Here is a 16,681-nt window from a genome sequence, read left to right on the forward strand (position 1 = left end):
GGAGGCGGCGGCGGACGCGCCGAGACGACGGAGGCCGCCGCACTCGAGCTCGAGTGCGACGGCCTCCGGACCGTCAGGAGCGGGCGACCGCGGGTCAGGACTCCGTGTCGACGAGCGAGTCGAGGTGCGCGAGGTCCTCGGACGAGATCTCGAAGTCGACGTCGGCGTTCTCGACGATGCGCGAGGGCGTCGTCGACTTCGGCAGCGGCAGCACGTCCTTCTCGAGCAGGTAGCGGATGCAGAGCTGCGCCACCGACTTGTCGTACTTCGCGGCGATCTCGCCGATGTCGGAGTTGTCGAGCAGGCCGCCCGTCGCGAGCGGCGAGTACCCCTCGACGAGGATGCCGTGCTCCTTGCAGTACGCGGTCGTCTCGTCCTGGGTGTTGCCGACGAACCAGCGGATCTGGTTGGCGTGCGGCACCACGTCGGTCGCCGCGATCAGCGACTCCAGATCGGCGACCTGGAAGTTCGAGACGCCGATGGCGCGCGAGCGACCGGCCTCGAGGATCTCCTCCATCGCCTTCCACGCCGCGATGTTGCCCTCGCGGTGGTCGGAGCCCATGTCCTGCCAGGGCCACGGGGCGTGGATGAGGTACAGGTCGACGTGGTCGAGCTCGAGCGCCGCCATGGTGGTCTCGAAGCTCGCCTTCGCGCCCTCGTAGTCCTTCACCTCGGCCGGGAGCTTGGTGGTGATGAACACCTCGTCGCGCGGGACGCCGCTATCGCGCAGTGCCCGGGCGACGCTCGCCTCGTTGCCGTAGGCGCGGGCGGTGTCGATGTGGCGGTAGCCGGCCTCGAGCGCGGCGGTCGTCGCGTCGTAGGCCTCGGGGCCGTCGGGGATCTGCCAGGTGCCGAATCCGATCTTCGGGATGGCGACTCCGTTGGACAGCGTGAACGTGTCGGTCAGGGCGGGCATGACTCTCCTCTGCATCGGTCTTCTCCGCGGCCCGCCACCGGCGGCGCCGCTCCTTCCACGCTAGGCCGGGCCCCCGGCTTGCGCGGGCCCCTTGCGCTGTGCGCCTGCGGTGCTACGCGGCCGTCGCGCTCCGGGCCGACGACCCCGCAGAAGTCGCAGGACTCGCGCGCGAGTACCGCGACTTCTGCGGACTCGCGAGCCGGCACCGCCGGCCCGCCCCCCGCGAGCGGCCGGCGCCTCCCCCCTGAGGCGCCGACCGCTCAGCCTCGCGCCACCGACCAGGGGGTCCGCAGCGCCCGCTCGGCGAGCAGCCGCCGCTCCCCCGTGATCGACACCTCCGCCGTCACCGCCGCGTCCGCCGCCGAGGCGCCGGCCGTCAGCCGCAGCGGCCCCGGGTCCACGGCGAGCCGGCCGTCCTCCCCCGTCACCGCGAGCCGGGCCGCGTCGACGTGCAAGTGCACCGTCAGCGTCTCGCCCGCCGCGATCGGCACGCGCGCGAAGCCGATCAGCTGCGCGACCGGCCGCACCACCGCCGAGGTCGGGTAGCCCGCGTAGAGCTGCACCACCTCGACCGTGTCGGCGCCGTCGTTCCGGAGCGATACCGCCACGTCGAGCGATCCGCCGACCGGCAGCTCCGCCGCCGTCGCCAGCTCCGTATACGTCACCGCACCGCGGGTCAGCCCGTAGCCGAACGGGTAGAGCGGAGTCGCGTCCAGCGCCGTGATCCCGGGGTTCGAGAGCCCGAGCGACGGCTGCAGGTACGTGGTCGACGCGGACGGGAGCCGCGGGATCTGCACGGGCAGCCGCCCGGTCGGAGCCACGCGGCCCGAGAGCACGCCGGCGACCGCGGCCGCCCCGTCCGCTCCCGGGAAGAACGCCTGCACGAGTCCGCGCGCCGCTCCGAACGCTCCGAGCGCGTAGGGCCGGCCCGAGAGGACGACCACCACGGTGGGCACGCCGGTCTCGAGCACGGCCGTCACCAGCGGCTCCTGCGCTCCGGGGAGGCGGAGGTCGGCCGCGTCGCAGCCCTCGCCCGAGGTGCCGTCGCCGAAGAGCCCGGCTATGTCGCCGACCACGACGACCGCCGCGTCGGAGCCGCGGACGAGGTCCACCGCCTCCTGCACGCCGTCGGTCGACGCGGAGGTGATCGAGCCGCCCTCCGCGAAGCGCACGCGCGACGCGCCGAACTCCTCCTGCAGCGCCGTCAGCACCGTCGGGATCGACAGGCCGAGGTCGTGCCCGGGGTGCTTGGAGAGCACGTGGTTGGGGAACGCGTAGCAGCCGACCAGGCTGCGGAACTGGTCCGCGGCCGGTCCCACGACGGCGAGCGAGCCGGAGGACAGCAGCCCCGCGACGTCCTCGTCGCGCAGCAGCACGACCGACTCCTCCGCGATCCGCGACGAGATCGCGCGGTTGCGGGCACTGTCGAGGTCGACGTCCTCGGCTCCCTCGGGCACCAGCGGGCCGCCGTCGAGCAGGCCCGCCTCGAACTTGTGGCGCAGGTGCCTGGCCACGGAGCGGTCGAGGTCGGCCTCGTCGACGACGCCCTCGCGGATCAGGCGCGGCAGCTCGCCGTACGCCGCCGTCTGCGGCAGCTCGACGTCGACCCCCGCGTGCAGCGCCAGGCGCCCCGCGTCGGCCGCGTCGACCGCCACGTGGTGCATGGCCTGGAGGAACGGCACCGCCCAGTAGTCGGCGACGACCGTGCCCTCGAAGCCCCAGCGGTCGCGGAGCAGCGTCGTCAGCAGGTGCCGGCTGGCGCTGCTGGGCACCCCGTCGATGTCGGTGTACGAGGTCATCACGCTGCGGGCGCCGCCGTGCCGCAGCGCGGCCTCGAACGGAGGCAGCACCGTGTCGGCGAGCTCGCGCGGCCCCATGCTCACGGGTCCGTGGTTGCGGGCGCCGCGGGAGGCCGCGTACCCGGCGAAGTGCTTCAGCGTCGCGACGACGCCGGTCCCCTCCAGCCCCGCCACGTAGGCGGCACCGAGCTGCGAGACCAGGTACGGGTCCTCGCCGAGGGTCTCCTCGACGCGGCCCCAGCGGTAGTCCTTCACGACGTCGACGACCGGGGCGAGGCCCTGGTGGATGCCGAGGGCGCGCATGTCCGAGCCGATCGCCTCCGCCATCTCGCCCACGAGCTCCTCGTGGAAGGTGGCCGCCCAGGCGAGCGGAGTGGGGAACGCGGTCGCGCCGTACGCGGCCAGGCCGGTGAGGCACTCCTCGTGCGCGATGGCCGGGATGCCGAGGCGGCTGCCGGCGACCACGCGCTCCTGCAGCTCGCGGAGCCGGCGGACGCCCTCCGGGACGGTGACCGGCTCGGTGCCGAACACGCGGGTCAGCTGGCCGAGGCCGCCGGTGAAGAGGTCCTCGCCCGCGGCGGGCCCGTCGTCGAGCTTCGGGGCGAAGTCGTCGGCGGAGTCGGTGAGCCAGACGGAGCCGAGCTGCGCCGCCTTCTCCTCGAGGGTGAGTTCCTGGGTCAGGAGGCGGGCGCGCTCGGCCGGAGGCAGAGCGCGGTCCCGCCAGTCCCGCCCGGGAGGACGCACGGCGTCCGTCCCGGGCAGTGCTGGGGAAGCGTCGTGCATCAGCCCTTGAACGCCCCGTCCATGATCCCGGACACCATCCGGCGGCCGACGAAGAAGAACGCGATCAGCAGCGGAAGGGTGGCCATGAACGATCCGCCCATCGCCAGGGCGACGTCGATCGAGCGGTTGGCCTGCAGCTGCTTCAGCGCGATCTGCACCGTGAACAGCTCCGGCGACTTGAGGACGATGAACGGCCACATGAAGTCGTTCCAGACCGCGGTGAAGGTGATCAGTCCGAGGACGAACGCCGCGGGGCGGACCACCGGGAAGGCGATGCGCCAGAACAGCTGCCACGAGTTGGCGCCGTCGATGCGGGCCGCCTGGATCAGCTCGTCGCTGACCGTCGTGGACATGTGCTGCCGCATCCAGAAGATGCCGAAGGCGCTGGCCAGGCCCGGCACGATGATCGCCTGGAGGGTGTCGACCCAGTCGAGCGCCGAGACGATCAGGTACTGCGGGATGATGCTCAGCTGCGCCGGCACCGTCATGGTCAGCAGCACGATGAGGAACAGCACGTTGCGGCCCGGGAACTGCAGCTTCGCGAAGGCGAAGCCGGCCATCGCGCAGAGGATCGCCGAGATGACGGCGATGCTCAGCGACACGATGAGGCTGTTCAGCATCGAGGCGATGAACGGGACGGTGTCGAACACCTTCTCGGCGATCGCCATGAAGTTCGTGCCCGGGTACAGGCGCGGCGGGATCGACGTGACGGCGGTCGCTCCGACCGACGCGACGACGAACATGTAGTAGAGCGGGAAGATCGAGACGAGCACCGCGATCACGAGGAAGACGTAGGTCGGCCAGCCGACTCCGCCGCCCTTCCCGCGCCGCTTCGGCAGCTGTGCCTTCTGGACCGTGGGGGCCAGCGTCTGCGGGACGGCCTGGTCGATCACATCCGACATCAGACGGCCTCCTTCCGGGTGCGGGTGGAGAGGTAGAAGTTGAGGAGGGAGACGAGGACCACGATCACGAACAGCACGACGCCGATGGCGGATCCGTAGCCGAACTTGAACTGGCCGAAGCCCTGCTCGTAGAGGAAGAGCGCCAGCGTCTGGCACTGCCGGCCGGCGCCGCAGGTGAGGCCCGATTCGGGAGACACCAGGAGCGCCTCCGTGAAGATCTGCAGACCGCCGATGGTCGACATGATCACGGTGAAGACGATGATCGGGCGCAGCGCCGGGATCGTCAGGTGGCGGAACTGCTGCCAGCTGGACGCGCCGTCGACGGAGGCCGCCTCGAACATCTCGCGGGGCAGCGACTGCAGGCCCGCCAGGTAGAGGAGCGTGTTGTAGCCGAACCAGCGCCAGAAGACCATCGTCGAGATGACGATCCAGGAGCCGTAGTTCGTGGCGAGGAAGTTGATCGACGGCAGTCCGAAGATGCCGAGGAACCAGTTGATCAGGCCGAAGTTCTTGTCGAAGATCTGCGCGAACACGATCGCGGTCGCCGCGACGGAGGTGATGTACGGCACCAGCAGCGCCATGCGGAAGAAGTTCGCCCAGCGGAGGCGGGCGTGGTTCAGCAGGTGCGCGAGGAAGAGGGCGAACAGCAGCTGGGGCACCGTCGAGATGATGAAGATGCCGAAGGTGTTGACCAGCGCGTTCCAGAACCGGGAGTCGGCGAAGAGCTGCTGGAAGTTGGCGATGCCGACGAAGGTCTGCTCGCCGATCGGGTTCCAGTCGAAGAGCGAGACGTAGAACGTGAACAGGAGCGGGAAGAGCCCGAAGACGATGAAGATGATGAAGAAGGGCGCGACGTACGCGTAGGGGGCGATCCGCTCCGAGAGGGAGTTGCGGATCCGCGCGGCCTTCTGGACCGGCGCGCTGGGCTGCTTGCGCTGCTTGCGGGGTGGTGCTGCTGTCACCGTTGACACGGGAGTACCTCCGTCGAGAAAGGGGGGAGGGGCCCGGCGCGCGAGGCGCCGGGCCGCTCGGGTGGGTGGGGCGATCAGCCGCCGATGGCCTGCTTGGCCGTGTCGAGTGCGGTCGACCACGCCTTGTCGGAGGTCACGTTGCCGGCCTCCAGCTCGACGAGGGTGTTGAGGAGCGCCCCGTTGATCGGGGTGGTGTCCGGTCCGTTGTAGAAGGACGGGAACTGCTCGACGGAGGTGGCCATGACCTCGCCGATCTTCGAGTCGCCGAAGAACGGGTCGGTGTACGACTGGACCTCTTCGCTGGCGACCGCCTCGGTGGCGGCGGGCAGCGTGCCCGAGGCCTTGAAGTGGTCGGTCTGGCCCTCGGCCGACATCATCGTCTTGATGTACTGCCAGGCGGCCTCGGGGTGCTCGGCGCGGGCGGGGATGGCGATGACGCTGCCGCCCCAGTTGCCGCCGATGCCGGGGACGCTGGTGACGCGCCAGTTGCCGGCGGTGTCGGGGGCGTCGGTCTTGATGCCGGCGAGGATCCACGAGGGGGCGATCGTCACGGCGAAGGCGCCGTTCGCGCGGCCCGGAGCCCAGCCCGAGGACCAGGCGGCGATGCCGGCGCTGATGCCGGCGTCCTTGGTGTCCACGGCGACCTGGAACGCGTCCTTCACCTGCGGGTTGGTGTCGTAGACCAGCTCGCCGTCGGGCGAGTAGTACTTCTCCGAGACCTGGTTGACGGTCGAGAAGAAGACGCTGGTCTCGATGTTGTCGACGAACGGCTTGCCGGTCGCCTCGGTGTACTTCTTGCCGGTCTCGATGAAGGACGGCCAGTCCTTCCAGAGCTCGGCGACCTGGTCGGGCTCGGTCGGCAGGCCGGCCTGCTCGAAGAGGTCGGCGCGGTAGGCGAAGCCCAGTCCGCCGACGTCGGTCGGGACACCCACGACGGAGCCGTCGTCGGCGGTCGCGGCGGAGGCGGCCCACGGGAGGTAGGTGGAGGCGACGTCGTCGCCGCCGAGGGTGCGCAGGTCGAGGAAGTTCGAGCTGTTGGCGACGAACTGGGGCAGGTCGTCGTTCTGGATCATGACCAGGTCGGGCACCTTGCCGCCGGCGAGGGCCGCGGTGAGGGCGGTGGCGGTCTCGGTCGTGCTGCCGACCTCGGAGAGCTTGATCTTCGCGTCGGGCATCTTCGCGAGGTACTCGTCGACGCTGTCCTTGGCGTTGATGCCGGTGAAGGACCAGAAGGTGGCTTCGGCGTTCGGGTCGTCCGAGGCGCCTCCTCCCCCTCCGGACGAGCACCCGGTCAGGGTGAGCGCGACTACTGCTGCTGCGGCGGCTACGGCCGTCAGGCTTCTTTTCACGACAATTCCTCTTCGTTGGGGATTCGCAGGGTTTCGGTGAGGGCGGGCCTCAGAGAACGATCTCTTGGCGGCCAACCTAACCCGCCCGCGAGCACGATGCAAGCGAGAACCGGTCTCCGCGAGATAACGATCTCCGCGTAGTATCAAAGGGAAGTTTCGCAAATCGAGCAGTTCCGGACGGCCGCCCGCCGCCCCGTGCGAGTCTTCACTCCGACGTTCTCCCCACCGTGCTCCGCGGGGAGGCGCGGAAGCCGGAACCTCCCCTCGCAGAAGGAAGCAGCATGACTCGACCCACGCTGGTGGACGTCGCCCAGGCCGCGGGCGTCTCGCGCGCCACCGCCGCCCGGGTGCTCGCAGGCGGCACCAATGTCGACGTCCGGATGACCGCCGCGGTCGAGCGCGCCGCGAAGTCCCTCGGCTACGAGGCGAACAGCGCCGCCCGGATGCTCCGCGGCGGGCGGGCCGGGGCCATCGCCCTGATCGTCGCCTTCAACGAGCTCGACAGCCTCACCGGGACGTTCTTCACCTCGGTGCTGAAGGGCGCCGCTAAGGGCCTGTACGCCGGCGAGGTGCAGCCCGTGCTGCTGCCCGCCGACCACGACGACAGCGACCGCATCCCCCGCTTCCTCCGCTCGCGGGCCGTCGACGGCGCGATCGTGATCCTCCAGCACGAGATCACCCACCTCGCCCAGGCGCTGGCCGACTCCCCCGTGCCGATCGCCTGGGTCGGCCGCCCGCGCGTCGCCCTGCCCGAGGACGCGATCGTCATCGACTCCGACAACTACGGAGGCGGCCGCCTCGCCGCCCGCGCGCTCGCCGACTCCGGCCGCCGGCGCCTGGGCATCATCGCCGGCCCGCACGACATGGAGCCCGCCCGCGACCGCATCCGCGGCTGGCGCGACGAGCTGACCGAGCTCGGCCTCGACTCCAGCCCGATCGTGCACGGCGCCTTCACCCTCGAGAGCGGTTCCGCCGCGATGGCGCGCCTCCTGCAGCGCCACCCCGACCTCGACGGCGTCTTCGCCTCCTCCGACCTGATGGCCAACGGCGCGATCCGCGTGCTCCAGGCGTCCGGCCGCCGCGTCCCCGCCGACGTCTCCGTCATCGGCTTCGACGACGTCGTCATCGCGACCACCTCGGATCCGACCCTCACGACCATCCGGCAGCCCCTGGAGGACATGGGCCGCGTCGCCGCCGAGACCGTCGTTGCCGTCGTGCAGGGCCGCCCGGTCGACCGGCAGCCGATCCTCGCGACGACCCTCGTGCAGCGCGAGTCCGCATGACCCCGCCTCCCCCGCACCGCCTGATCGTCAGCACCGACGCCGCGAACGAGGCCGACGACCAGTTCGCGATCGTCCAGGCGCTGCTGACCGAGACCCTCGACGTCCGCGGTCTAGTGGCGGCGCACTTCGGCCGGCCGGGGAGCATGGCGGAGTCGCGCGCCGAGATCGACCGCATCGTGGAGTTGGCGGGTTCGACGGTGACCGTCGTCGATGGCGCCGAGTCGGCCCTGCCCGCGGCGGCGTCGGACGGCGCCCGCCTGATCGTGGCCGAGGCGCTGCGCGACGAGGGCCGCCTGTGGATCGCCGTGCTCGGGCCGCTGACCGACGTCGCCGCCGCCCTGCTGCTCGAGCCGTCGATCGCCTCGCGCGACGTCGTGGTCGTCTGGGTCGGCGGCCCGCCCTACGACGAGATCCCCGCCTACAGCCCCGAGTTCAACCTGATCAACGACGTCGACGCCGCGAACCGCGTCCTCGAGTCGGGCATCGCCCTCTGGCAGATCCCGATGCCCGTGTACTCCGGAGTCGGAGTCGGGCACGCCGAGCTCCGCACGCGGCTGCGCGGAACCAGCCCCCTCGGCGACTACCTGGTGGACCAGCTGATCGCGTTCAACGACACCATCCCGTACGGTCCGCTCGACTTCCGATCGCTGGGCGACAGCCCGGCGATCGGCGCCGTGATGAACCCCGCCGGCGGGCGCTGGCGGGAGCGCCGCGCGCCGAGGTTCTCCGCGGACGGCGAGCTCCTGCCCGACGCAGGACCGCACACGATCCGGGTCTGCGAGGCGTTCGACACCCGCTGGCTGATCGAGGACCTGTTCGCGAAGCTCGTGGAATTCGGGGAGCGGGCGGGCGCTGGGCGCTAGCAGTTCCCCCGGCGAATACTTCACTGCGAGAGTCCGGTAGACGAACCGGGGCCTCGTGCCGGCGGACACGCCTCCGTGCGCCGCGGCCAGGCTCCTGCGACTAAGCGTAGAGACGCAGATCGCTTTCGAGGAGCGACTCCGCTCTCAGTTCCTCTATGAGCTTCTGGAGAGCCTCCACCGCGAGCGTCTCGGAGTCCTCAGAATTCGCCGCTGCGTGCGCGGCTCTCAGCACCGCTTGATATCTGGCATAGATCGCATCCTGGGCATAGACGGCCTCGAGCACGTCTCCTAAATATAGGAAATATCGGTAGAGAGTTCCTATCCCGACACCCGCACGTGCGGCCACCTCGGCAGTCGTCGCCCGATCTCGGCCGGCGTCGATGACGACGTCCCGTGCCGCCGCGACGAACGCCGCTCGTGAGCGACGAGCCCGATCCTGAAGAGGTTCCGCCGGTCTTCTGCGACAGTTCGAACTTGTCATGAGCACAACAGTGCCCCCTCTCCCTTAGAACGTGAAATATACTCATGTGGTCATTTCGAGATCGTTCGGCGCGGATTCCGGCTACCGCACCGCTTCTGTCCTTCATCTCGGAGCGAAGCCCGCCGCTTCCGCGCAAAATGAGCCCGCAAGCCGGGTCCGATTTGGCTTTCAAGTACAACCAGAGTCGCACTCACTGAAAGGCGAGTACAACTCCATATCCGAGTGCGCCACTTATCCCGCCACTCGGACGATGACTCTTGACACTCACGAGCCTCAATGAGACGGTTCTGCGACTGCGGATGCAAGCCTGCGTCCGGCGAGAACCCGCCGATTGAAGGGAAGTACGACATGTCGTCGATCGAACTCAAAACCCTCTCCGAAAAGATCCGAGGTCTTGCATGCGTGGCCGCAGTACTTCTTGGCGCCGGAGCAGCCGCACCGCTCTCGACAGCAGCCCCGACAGAAGATCCGTGGGCGGATATGCGCGCCGGCTATGCATCACTCGGTACCGAACCTGCCACCGTCGAAGCGCTGGTCTCCAAACTCGAAAGCGGACAGCCCGTGGACGCATTCTTGGGCGCGGAACCCGTTTCGTCTCACTCCTACGTTCAAATAGGAGATGGCCCGCTAGCCGACGATGGAGACCTCGTGACAGTGTCGATCTTTCCGGACGGTTCCGCGAACACTGTTGCAGTGGAGAGCCCATCCGGCACTCCTGGAGGAGTCGCCACAATGGCTCAGATCGGCGGTTGCTCCGTGCAGACGGGCTCGGGATACCAGAACTCGAATGGGTGCTCGGTCACAGCGACATGGTCGGCCGGCGCGATCCAGGCCGGGTTCGTAGCCAGCTACTCACTTATTCAGGGCGGCTACGATCAGATCATCGGAACAGGCATGACGTGGCAGCGATGCAGCCCGATGACGTGCTCGAGCCCAACTTTCACGGTCAAGAAGATGAGTGAGGGGTTCTCCGGCCCGGCAGTACTCCGAGGACAGAGCGACGTGACGGCTCCTTGGGGAAGCTGGAACGTCTGGGTTGCTCTGAATGTCGGCGGAGACCGCGCCTGGGCGACCCAGTCCTAAGGAGAACATCAATGAGTAACGCGACAGATGAGATCAGCCCAGGGCTTGGACTCGACATCGCAAGCTATGCCTGGATCACATTGTATGTAGCACTGACCACGCTGGCTCTCGTGGTCAACTGGAGGCGCTCCGCTCCACGTGGTGAGAAGTTGGCCTGGCTCCTGGTCACTGTTCTGATTCCGCTTGTCGGCGCCGTGACTCTCCTTGTTTATTCTGTTATCCGTTCGCGTCGAGATCTTGGCGAGTAATAGTTCTAGACAATAAACGCACTTATCGATGATAGCCGCAGGGAAGCACCTGATGAGGTGTTCCCTGCGGCTCTCATCCAGGTTGCGCCCCACCCCCTTGCGAGCAAAGTATCCACACGACCCGAAGCCGCCATCTAACGCTTCAGTTCTCTTGATCTTGGAAGCCAAAACGCCATGTGAAACCCGGAAGATGTTTATCATTCTGGTCGTTTCATCTCAGACGTTGAAGAATTCGAGGGGAGAGGGGGCTCGCGCGACACAAGTACCTACTCCTCACAGCTGAGGACTGGCGCCGGCTGGAGTGCCTGGTCGCACGAGACCTCGGGCGGCTTGTACGAACGGCACTGTCCGCGACACGGGTATAGGCAGCTCTCGCGGACTGGCCCAGTGACGCCCGAAAAGCAGAACTCTGCGACGTATCCCTCCCCGCCGCCCACGACGCGGCGTCGACGGGCATCGGCTCCACGGCCGTCTCCGGTCGACACCGTGACCACTTGCACCCGCTGAACCGATCCGAGAAGGCGGCTCGCACGGTCCGCTCGCGGCTACGAGCATTACTCTGCCAGGCTAGGTTTGCGCCGCACAGAACAGGGCGACGGGCCGGGAGTGGACGACTGCTGGAAACAAGACGGCCGCCCTTTCCCTCTGCTTGGAGATACCCCTGATGGCACAGACGCTGACTCTGATCGATGATCTGAACGGCTCCGCGATCGCCGCCGGTGGAACCGTGAAATTTTCGATCGAGGGCGTGAACTACGAAATAGATCTGTCCGCGGAGAACGCGGCCGAGCTGCGCGGTGTTTCCGAGAAGTACGCGACCGCCGGCCGCCGCGTGCGCCGGGAACGCTTCGCGGCGCCGTCCGCGTCCTCTGCCCGAACGCAGAATGGCCCGCAACGGCTGAAGGCGATCCGGGAATGGGCGGCTGAGAACGGACACGAGGTGTCGCCGCGCGGCCCCATCCCCGCACGCGCGCAGGAGGCCTACGACGCGGTCCACTGAATCGGCGTCACCGTCGGCGTCCGCCGTCGCCTTTCACGATCCGCACAGGACCGGGTCCATGCAGTCCAGCGAATCGCGACCACAGCGCAGTCCCCTACCGGGATGCCGACTGCTCTCCAGTAGCCGCGCGCCCAGCCGCGTCCGCCTGGTGGCGATAGAGCGTCGCGCGACTCCACCCGACGAGACGGGCAGAATCCTCAGCCGTGCGGCCATGCGCTCGAGCGTCCGCGGCGATCGCGAGCTTGTCCGCGATCACCGCAGGATCCGACCGAGGACGGCCGAAGCGCGTCCCGCTCGCACGGGCAGCGGCGATGCCGGCGTTGACTCGCTCGACGATGAGCTCCCGCTCGTACTCCGCGAGCGTGGCGAGCATGTTCAGCATCAGCCGACCGGCCGACGTCGACGGATCGATGCCGTCGGAGATCGACCGGACCTGCACGCCGCGCTCACGCAACAGGTTCACCGTGTTCAAGACGTCGATCAGCGACCGGCCGAGCCGGTCTACTCTCCAGACGACGACGGTGTCCCCGTCCTCGGCGTACTCGAGGAGCTTCTTCATCCCGCGCCGCTCGACCGCGGTCTTGCTGCCGGACGTCACATCAGCGAACACGTCGCGCTTCTGCACGCCGGCCGCAACGAGCGCGTCGAGCTGCAACTGCGCGTCCTGACTCCACGTACTCACACGCGTATAACCTAGAAGCCTCACGAGCACATTCTGACTCGGAAAGCCCCTCCGGGCACCCTGCTGAGACGAAGTACTGCGAGACAAATTGTTGAGACGGCGAGACCTCCGCCGTTCCGGCTCAGGCCAACCTCGGAACGACCCCCAGTAGACTGTCTCAGAAAGCTAATGTTTTCCAAGGCGGCGACCAGGTGCCGAGCAACGGCGACTGTCTCAGAACCGAGGGCTGCGCGATCGGCACATCGGGCGGTAGCGTGACCTTCCAAGGGGACGCGACCTCGCGGCGCTACGTATGGGAGCACTTCAGAGCCAGATCACCCTTGCCCGTCCGGCAAGCCACACTCGGCAAGGCAAGGGCACACACATGGCGGTCGGGGCTGGCGAGTCGCCGAAGCCGTTGAGCCGATCTCCGTCTGCTTCAATTGCCTTCAACCGGACCCCACATTCGAGCACAGATGCCGTCGGCCTTACCACGGCAACCTCACGCGCTGGATGTAGAGCAGCAACATCAGGAGAGCCTTGAGTACAACAAGCAATCAACCAAAGAAAACAGGCTGTTTAGGCTGCTTGGGAATCATAGTGATTCTTGTGCTAATCAGCGGATTGTTCGGAAGTTGCTCCTCTCAGAGCTCGACCTCATCTTCATCCTCGCTCGACGACGATCCGATTTATCAGATGACGGTAGTACTCGAAGGGAATCATTCCTACTCCGAAATGGAAACTGCAGTCACGCGGGCGATGCGTGCGACCAATACCGAGGTCACTACAGAGAATATTAGACGCGCTGGTAGTGCAGTCGCGGCTGTCCAGTCGTCTAGCGGCGTTTCCGGGTGGGAGATCCTAAACTGCATTGCAGGGTTTTCCGCAAACACGGGAGTTACCTTCGCCGACGGCGCAGGTCTTTGCGCAGCAGAGCTAGCAGTTCAATAACACCAGAGGCCGCTGCTACAACGGCGCAGTTTAAGTTGAGTGAAAACGCGACATAACCCCAGCAGGAACTGAAAAACAACTAGCACTCCCCGCTCAAGCGACCTTTCGGCAGGTTATTCAGCTGGCTTTAGCCGCGCGTTCGGCTTCGCCGCGGGTTTTCTCGTAGAGCCCCATGGCGACGAGCACGTTGACGATGGATGCGAAGTCGCTTTTCTGGAAGAGCGCTTTCATGGCGTTGCTGTGGCCAGCGGCGGAGGCGTAGATGACGTCTTCGAGTTCTGCGGCGATGGCGGGTGAGGTTTCGAAGTCGATGGGGGTGTTGGCCATCGCTTCGGCTTGGATCTTGAGGTTGTCGACGACGTGGCGGAGGATCGTCTCGGTGGCGCTGACGCCGTTAATCTCGTCGACGTCGGTGCCGGCGAACAGGCCGTTGATCTTGTCGATCACGTCTTGCAGCAGCCCGTACTTCGCCTCCCGCGGCTGAGCCGACCCCGCAGCCGTAATGCCGGCCAGCTGCCCGGGCTCCCCTGTCGTGAGCCCGAGGTTCTGGGCGTCGAGTTTGCGGAGGCGGTAGTGGGTGAGGACGATGTCGTCGGTGTTGATCGCTGACGGCTCTGCGTCTTGCCGCTCGATGACGCGGCGGTAGACGCGGAGGAAGATGGCCCACTTCTCGATGTCGGTGTCGCCGTAGTTCATGATCTGCGACAGGAAGTCGTAGGCCCGCACGAACGCGAAGATCGTTCCGCGGAACTCGTTGAGGCGGCCCTTCTCGAGGTCATCGGCGGTGTCGACGGCGTCGTTCCAGCGGGTCCAGAACACGTCGCGGGATGCCTTGATGTGCGAGTACAGGGTGTTGTGGCTGGACTTGGTGAGCCACGCGTCGACGACGGCGTCGACGTCGTGGGGGTCGATGATGCTCATGCTGCGCAGCTTGGCCAGCATGTCGTGGATGATGTTCGGGTCTGACGGCTGGGTCAGTTCGGCGTCTTCGTAGTAGGTCTGGCACGCTTCGAGGATCTGGTCCGGGTCGTTGACGAAGTCGATGACGTACGTGTTCTCCTTCCCCGGGATCACCCGGTTCAGGCGCGACAGTGTCTGCACGGCCGTGATGCCGGAGAGCTTCTTGTCGACGTACATGCCGACCAGGAGGGGCTGGTCGAAGCCGGTCTGGAACTTGTTAGCGACGATCATCACCTGGAACTCATCCCCCGCGAACGCCGCCTCCAACGACCGCCCCTTCAGGCCCTCGTTCGTGGACGTCTCTGTGAACTCCTTCGGCCCCGACTCCGCGTCCAGCACCGACCCGGAGAACGCGACGAGTGCCCCGAGCTGCCCGTCGAGCTTGTGCTCCTTCAGATAGGCGTCGATGGCGAGCTTGTAGCGCACGGCCTCCTTCCGAGACCCGGTGACCACCATCGCCTTCGCGCGGCCTCCGAGCTCGCTGCGAACGTTCGTACGGAAGTGCTCGACGATTACGGCGACCTTCTGCGCAATGTTCGTGGGGTGCAGCCGCACCCACCGCATCACCTCGCTGCTGGCCTTCACCGGGTCGATCTCCACATCCACCCCGGTCGCAGGGTCCGTGTGGGCGAGGGTGGTGACCAAGATTGCCGCGTTCAAGAGCGAGGTCGACGCGCTCGACCTTGGGGCGGAGCCGTGGGTGACCGGATGGCTTTCTGATGAGCACTACAAGGCAGCAGTGCTCTACGCGGCCGGCAAGGTGAACTGGGACCACGAGCAGGCCAGCAAGGGGACCTCCGCGGATCAGCGAATGCGCGCGACTATCGTCAGCCGCTTCAACGAGTGGGTCGAGGGCATCGAGAATCGCCTCACTACCTACGAGCGCAGCGCCCGGACCGCAACTGATGTTGCCGCGTGGCGCGACGAGCTCGCTCGGTTCCGAGCCGACCCGGTTCGGAATCGCTGATCGTGGACGAACAGCCTCGCCTCGCTGACGTATGGGCTAGTCGGGACTACCCCGTACTGATCGCGGTCGCTCAGATGCTCGAACAGAGACGCTCCGTGCAGGCGGTGGAAGTTGCTGAGGCCATCGGCCGGCCGCAGCACGACGTTGTACTCGCGCTGAATAATCTCGGACACAAGCACCTCATCGTGAAGGATTCGAGCACCAATGACGGCCCCGACAACTACGTCACCGGCATACGCCCCAAGGGGCTTGAAGCGACGGGTCAGTGGCCGAGCTCCGACGTCGCCGCCGAACGACTGATCGCCGCCCTCGATACCCTCGTGGAGAACGCGCCAGAGGACTCGCCGAAACACAAGCGCCTGGTGGCGGCACGGAACGGACTCCTGGGCATCGGTCGCGACGTGCTGGTCAACGTCGGGTCCGCAGTCATCACAGGGCAGCTCCCCTCGTCCTCCTAAGTCAGCAGCTGCACGGTGACGCCGGCGGCGACGTCCTCGCCCTCGATGGTGGCGAATCCGGTGACGGAGCGGATCGCGTCGACGCCGAGTGAGGAGTCCGGGAACCGGGCGACGAGGGAGGCGCCGCGGTCGGTGACGTGGGTGGCGTCGTAGTTGGCCTGGGTGGCGCTCTCAAACTCGAAGACGAACGCCTTCGTCTCCTCGTCGGAGAGGCGGACGCCGAAGTGCTTCACCGTTGCGCCGTCGGCGCCGGTGAGCTCGATGCCGTAGGTGAACCATCCGGCCGGCTTGGGCAGCTCGAGCGGGTCGCCCAGGGTGAAGGTGGCGGTGATCCCGGAGGGGTCGGCGGCGACGTGAACGGCTAGCAGCTCGCGGGGCGTCGGGGTGCTCATGCGCTCACCCTAGAACCGCCTCGGCCCCGTGGACACGTCCAGCCTCCGGTGGGAGGGTGGGCGCATGTCGAAGCCTCAGACCAAGCTCGCGCGTGCTGCGCTGATCAGCAACGGGATGGTGTGGTTCGGGCTGTCGTTCATGCTCTTCGCGATCGCCGGTGAGCAGACCTACGCGGCGTTCACCGGTGAGTGGTTCAACGTCCTCGGGTGGCTGCTGATCGTCGCCGTGGCCGCCGGCCTGGCGGTCGTCGGCGTGATCGAGAACCGGAACATCCGGGCGGGGAAGAAGTACAAGCCGCGTCCTCGCCGCTGACCACCGCTCGAGCGCACGTGGCCGTTCCACGCGCGTGACCGGGGGGTCGAGGGGGTTCTCCCCCTCGTGCGGGCCGGCCCGTTTCGGGTCGGCCCGCGCACGCGCTCAGAGTGCGAGCGTGTGGAGGATCAGGGTCGTGGAGCCGATGGGCGCTCCGAAGTCGGTGTAGTCGAGGGTCGCGCGGCGGTTGCTGATGAGGTCGAGGGCGATCAGTTCCTCGTCGGATTCGTCCGTCATGTCGCCGGGCTCCTCGTCCCATTCGCGGAGGACCTGGCGGTCGGCGTCGAGGACGCGGCTTGTA

18 protein-coding genes and 1 pseudogene are annotated in these 16,681 nt (G+C 67.4%); 8 read left to right on the forward strand and 11 right to left on the reverse strand.

The features are described from left to right. Nucleotides 1-94: 94 nt before the first annotated feature. The 5 genes from C5C82_RS15440 to C5C82_RS15460 all read right to left on the reverse strand — a co-directional run bounded on the left by C5C82_RS15440 (nucleotide 95) and on the right by C5C82_RS15460 (nucleotide 6,720). The gene (locus C5C82_RS15440; protein WP_104226493.1) at nucleotides 95-916 is read right to left on the reverse strand and encodes an aldo/keto reductase; all 822 of its coding nucleotides are present in this window, start codon (nucleotides 914-916) and stop codon (nucleotides 95-97) included. Nucleotides 917-1,176: 260 nt separating this feature from the next. After that, nucleotides 1,177-3,498, reverse strand: a complete 2,322-nt coding sequence (locus C5C82_RS15445; RefSeq protein ID WP_104355313.1) for a glycoside hydrolase family 3 N-terminal domain-containing protein — start codon at nucleotides 3,496-3,498, stop codon at nucleotides 1,177-1,179. Beyond that, the gene (locus tag C5C82_RS15450) at nucleotides 3,498-4,400 is read right to left on the reverse strand and encodes a carbohydrate ABC transporter permease (RefSeq protein WP_104224678.1); all 903 of its coding nucleotides are present in this window, start codon (nucleotides 4,398-4,400) and stop codon (nucleotides 3,498-3,500) included. Before C5C82_RS15450 ends, C5C82_RS15445 begins: the two co-directional genes overlap by 1 nt. Next, nucleotides 4,400-5,362 carry a carbohydrate ABC transporter permease gene (locus C5C82_RS15455; protein WP_104355314.1) on the reverse strand — a complete coding sequence of 321 codons (963 nt, stop codon included), beginning with the start codon at nucleotides 5,360-5,362 and terminating at the stop codon, nucleotides 4,400-4,402. Before C5C82_RS15455 ends, C5C82_RS15450 begins: the two co-directional genes overlap by 1 nt. 83 nt (nucleotides 5,363-5,445) lie before the next feature. Then, complete coding sequence (locus tag C5C82_RS15460; protein ID WP_104226495.1) at nucleotides 5,446-6,720, reverse strand: extracellular solute-binding protein; 1,275 nt, start codon at nucleotides 6,718-6,720, stop codon at nucleotides 5,446-5,448. 281 nt (nucleotides 6,721-7,001) lie between these two features. On the opposite strand from C5C82_RS15460, the gene C5C82_RS15465 reads away from it, so the two are divergent. After that, nucleotides 7,002-8,003: a LacI family DNA-binding transcriptional regulator gene (locus tag C5C82_RS15465; protein ID WP_104224675.1), complete on the forward strand. Its 1,002-nt coding sequence runs from the start codon at nucleotides 7,002-7,004 to the stop codon at nucleotides 8,001-8,003. Then, nucleotides 8,000-8,866, forward strand: coding sequence for a nucleoside hydrolase (locus C5C82_RS15470; protein WP_104355315.1), 867 nt, complete (start codon nucleotides 8,000-8,002; stop codon nucleotides 8,864-8,866). Before C5C82_RS15465 ends, C5C82_RS15470 begins: the two co-directional genes overlap by 4 nt. Nucleotides 8,867-8,966: 100 nt before the next feature. Here C5C82_RS15470 and C5C82_RS18110 read toward each other — a convergent pair whose 3' ends face one another. Beyond that, the gene (locus C5C82_RS18110; RefSeq protein ID WP_258066153.1) at nucleotides 8,967-9,149 is read right to left on the reverse strand and encodes a hypothetical protein; all 183 of its coding nucleotides are present in this window, start codon (nucleotides 9,147-9,149) and stop codon (nucleotides 8,967-8,969) included. Between the two features lie 27 nt (nucleotides 9,150-9,176). Beyond that, nucleotides 9,177-9,347 (reverse strand): annotated as a pseudogene (locus C5C82_RS18270) (hypothetical protein); the annotation flags it as partial. A 348-nt stretch (nucleotides 9,348-9,695) separates the two neighbouring features. On the opposite strand from C5C82_RS18270, the gene C5C82_RS17365 reads away from it, so the two are divergent. The 3 genes from C5C82_RS17365 to C5C82_RS15485 all read left to right on the forward strand — a co-directional run bounded on the left by C5C82_RS17365 (nucleotide 9,696) and on the right by C5C82_RS15485 (nucleotide 11,678). Further along, nucleotides 9,696-10,430, forward strand: a complete 735-nt coding sequence (locus tag C5C82_RS17365) for a hypothetical protein (protein ID WP_146082929.1) — start codon at nucleotides 9,696-9,698, stop codon at nucleotides 10,428-10,430. A gap of 11 nt (nucleotides 10,431-10,441) precedes the next feature. Next, entirely contained in the window at nucleotides 10,442-10,678 is a 237-nt protein-coding gene (locus C5C82_RS18275) for a PLDc N-terminal domain-containing protein (protein WP_104355317.1), read from the forward strand. 664 nt (nucleotides 10,679-11,342) lie between these two features. Next, nucleotides 11,343-11,678 (forward strand): Lsr2 family protein, encoded by a 336-nt coding sequence (locus tag C5C82_RS15485; protein WP_104247059.1) that lies wholly within the window; start codon nucleotides 11,343-11,345, stop codon nucleotides 11,676-11,678. Nucleotides 11,679-11,772: 94 nt separating this feature from the next. On the opposite strand, the gene C5C82_RS15490 is transcribed toward C5C82_RS15485, so the two are convergent. After that, entirely contained in the window at nucleotides 11,773-12,384 is a 612-nt protein-coding gene (locus C5C82_RS15490) for a recombinase family protein (RefSeq protein ID WP_104355323.1), read from the reverse strand. Nucleotides 12,385-13,407: 1,023 nt separating this feature from the next. Continuing rightward, nucleotides 13,408-14,895 (reverse strand): type I restriction endonuclease subunit R, encoded by a 1,488-nt coding sequence (locus C5C82_RS15495; protein ID WP_104355318.1) that lies wholly within the window; start codon nucleotides 14,893-14,895, stop codon nucleotides 13,408-13,410. Between C5C82_RS15495 and C5C82_RS15500 the strand changes: the two genes are divergently transcribed. Further along, entirely contained in the window at nucleotides 14,888-15,217 is a 330-nt protein-coding gene (locus C5C82_RS15500) for a hypothetical protein (RefSeq protein ID WP_146086010.1), read from the forward strand. The two genes, C5C82_RS15495 and C5C82_RS15500, sit on opposite strands and share 8 nt — an antisense overlap. A gap of 95 nt (nucleotides 15,218-15,312) precedes the next feature. After that, entirely contained in the window at nucleotides 15,313-15,675 is a 363-nt protein-coding gene (locus C5C82_RS15505) for a hypothetical protein (protein ID WP_146086011.1), read from the forward strand. Here the strand turns inward: C5C82_RS15505 and C5C82_RS15510 are convergent. Next, nucleotides 15,672-16,067: a hypothetical protein gene (locus tag C5C82_RS15510; protein WP_104355321.1), complete on the reverse strand. Its 396-nt coding sequence runs from the start codon at nucleotides 16,065-16,067 to the stop codon at nucleotides 15,672-15,674. The two genes, C5C82_RS15505 and C5C82_RS15510, sit on opposite strands and share 4 nt — an antisense overlap. Before the next feature lie 64 nt (nucleotides 16,068-16,131). On the opposite strand from C5C82_RS15510, the gene C5C82_RS15515 reads away from it, so the two are divergent. Next, on the forward strand, nucleotides 16,132-16,380 hold the full coding sequence (locus C5C82_RS15515) for a hypothetical protein (protein WP_104355322.1): 249 nt from the start codon (nucleotides 16,132-16,134) through the stop codon (nucleotides 16,378-16,380). A gap of 105 nt (nucleotides 16,381-16,485) precedes the next feature. On the opposite strand, the gene C5C82_RS17880 is transcribed toward C5C82_RS15515, so the two are convergent. Further along, nucleotides 16,486-16,681 (reverse strand): hypothetical protein (locus C5C82_RS17880; protein ID WP_219814853.1); only part of this gene is annotated, 196 nt, incomplete at its 5' end.

This window comes from Rathayibacter sp. AY1D5 (assembly GCF_002932515.1).
Taxonomy (GTDB): Bacteria; Actinomycetota; Actinomycetes; order Actinomycetales; family Microbacteriaceae; genus Rathayibacter.

Bases quoted from the DNA above. Each gene is read 5' to 3' on its own strand.
- C5C82_RS15440 (WP_104226493.1), bottom strand. From the start codon at position 916: ATGCCCGCCCTGACCGACACGTTCACGCTGTCCAACGGAGTCGCCATC.
- C5C82_RS15445 (WP_104355313.1), bottom strand. From the start codon at position 3,498: ATGCACGACGCTTCCCCAGCACTGCCCGGGACGGACGCCGTGCGTCCT.
- C5C82_RS15450 (WP_104224678.1), bottom strand. From the start codon at position 4,400: ATGTCGGATGTGATCGACCAGGCCGTCCCGCAGACGCTGGCCCCCACG.
- C5C82_RS15465 (WP_104224675.1), top strand. From the start codon at position 7,002: ATGACTCGACCCACGCTGGTGGACGTCGCCCAGGCCGCGGGCGTCTCG.
- C5C82_RS15470 (WP_104355315.1), top strand. From the start codon at position 8,000: ATGACCCCGCCTCCCCCGCACCGCCTGATCGTCAGCACCGACGCCGCG.
- C5C82_RS17365 (WP_146082929.1), top strand. From the start codon at position 9,696: ATGTCGTCGATCGAACTCAAAACCCTCTCCGAAAAGATCCGAGGTCTT.
- C5C82_RS18275 (WP_104355317.1), top strand. From the start codon at position 10,442: ATGAGTAACGCGACAGATGAGATCAGCCCAGGGCTTGGACTCGACATC.
- C5C82_RS15485 (WP_104247059.1), top strand. From the start codon at position 11,343: ATGGCACAGACGCTGACTCTGATCGATGATCTGAACGGCTCCGCGATC.
- C5C82_RS15510 (WP_104355321.1), bottom strand. From the start codon at position 16,067: ATGAGCACCCCGACGCCCCGCGAGCTGCTAGCCGTTCACGTCGCCGCC.
- C5C82_RS15515 (WP_104355322.1), top strand. From the start codon at position 16,132: ATGTCGAAGCCTCAGACCAAGCTCGCGCGTGCTGCGCTGATCAGCAAC.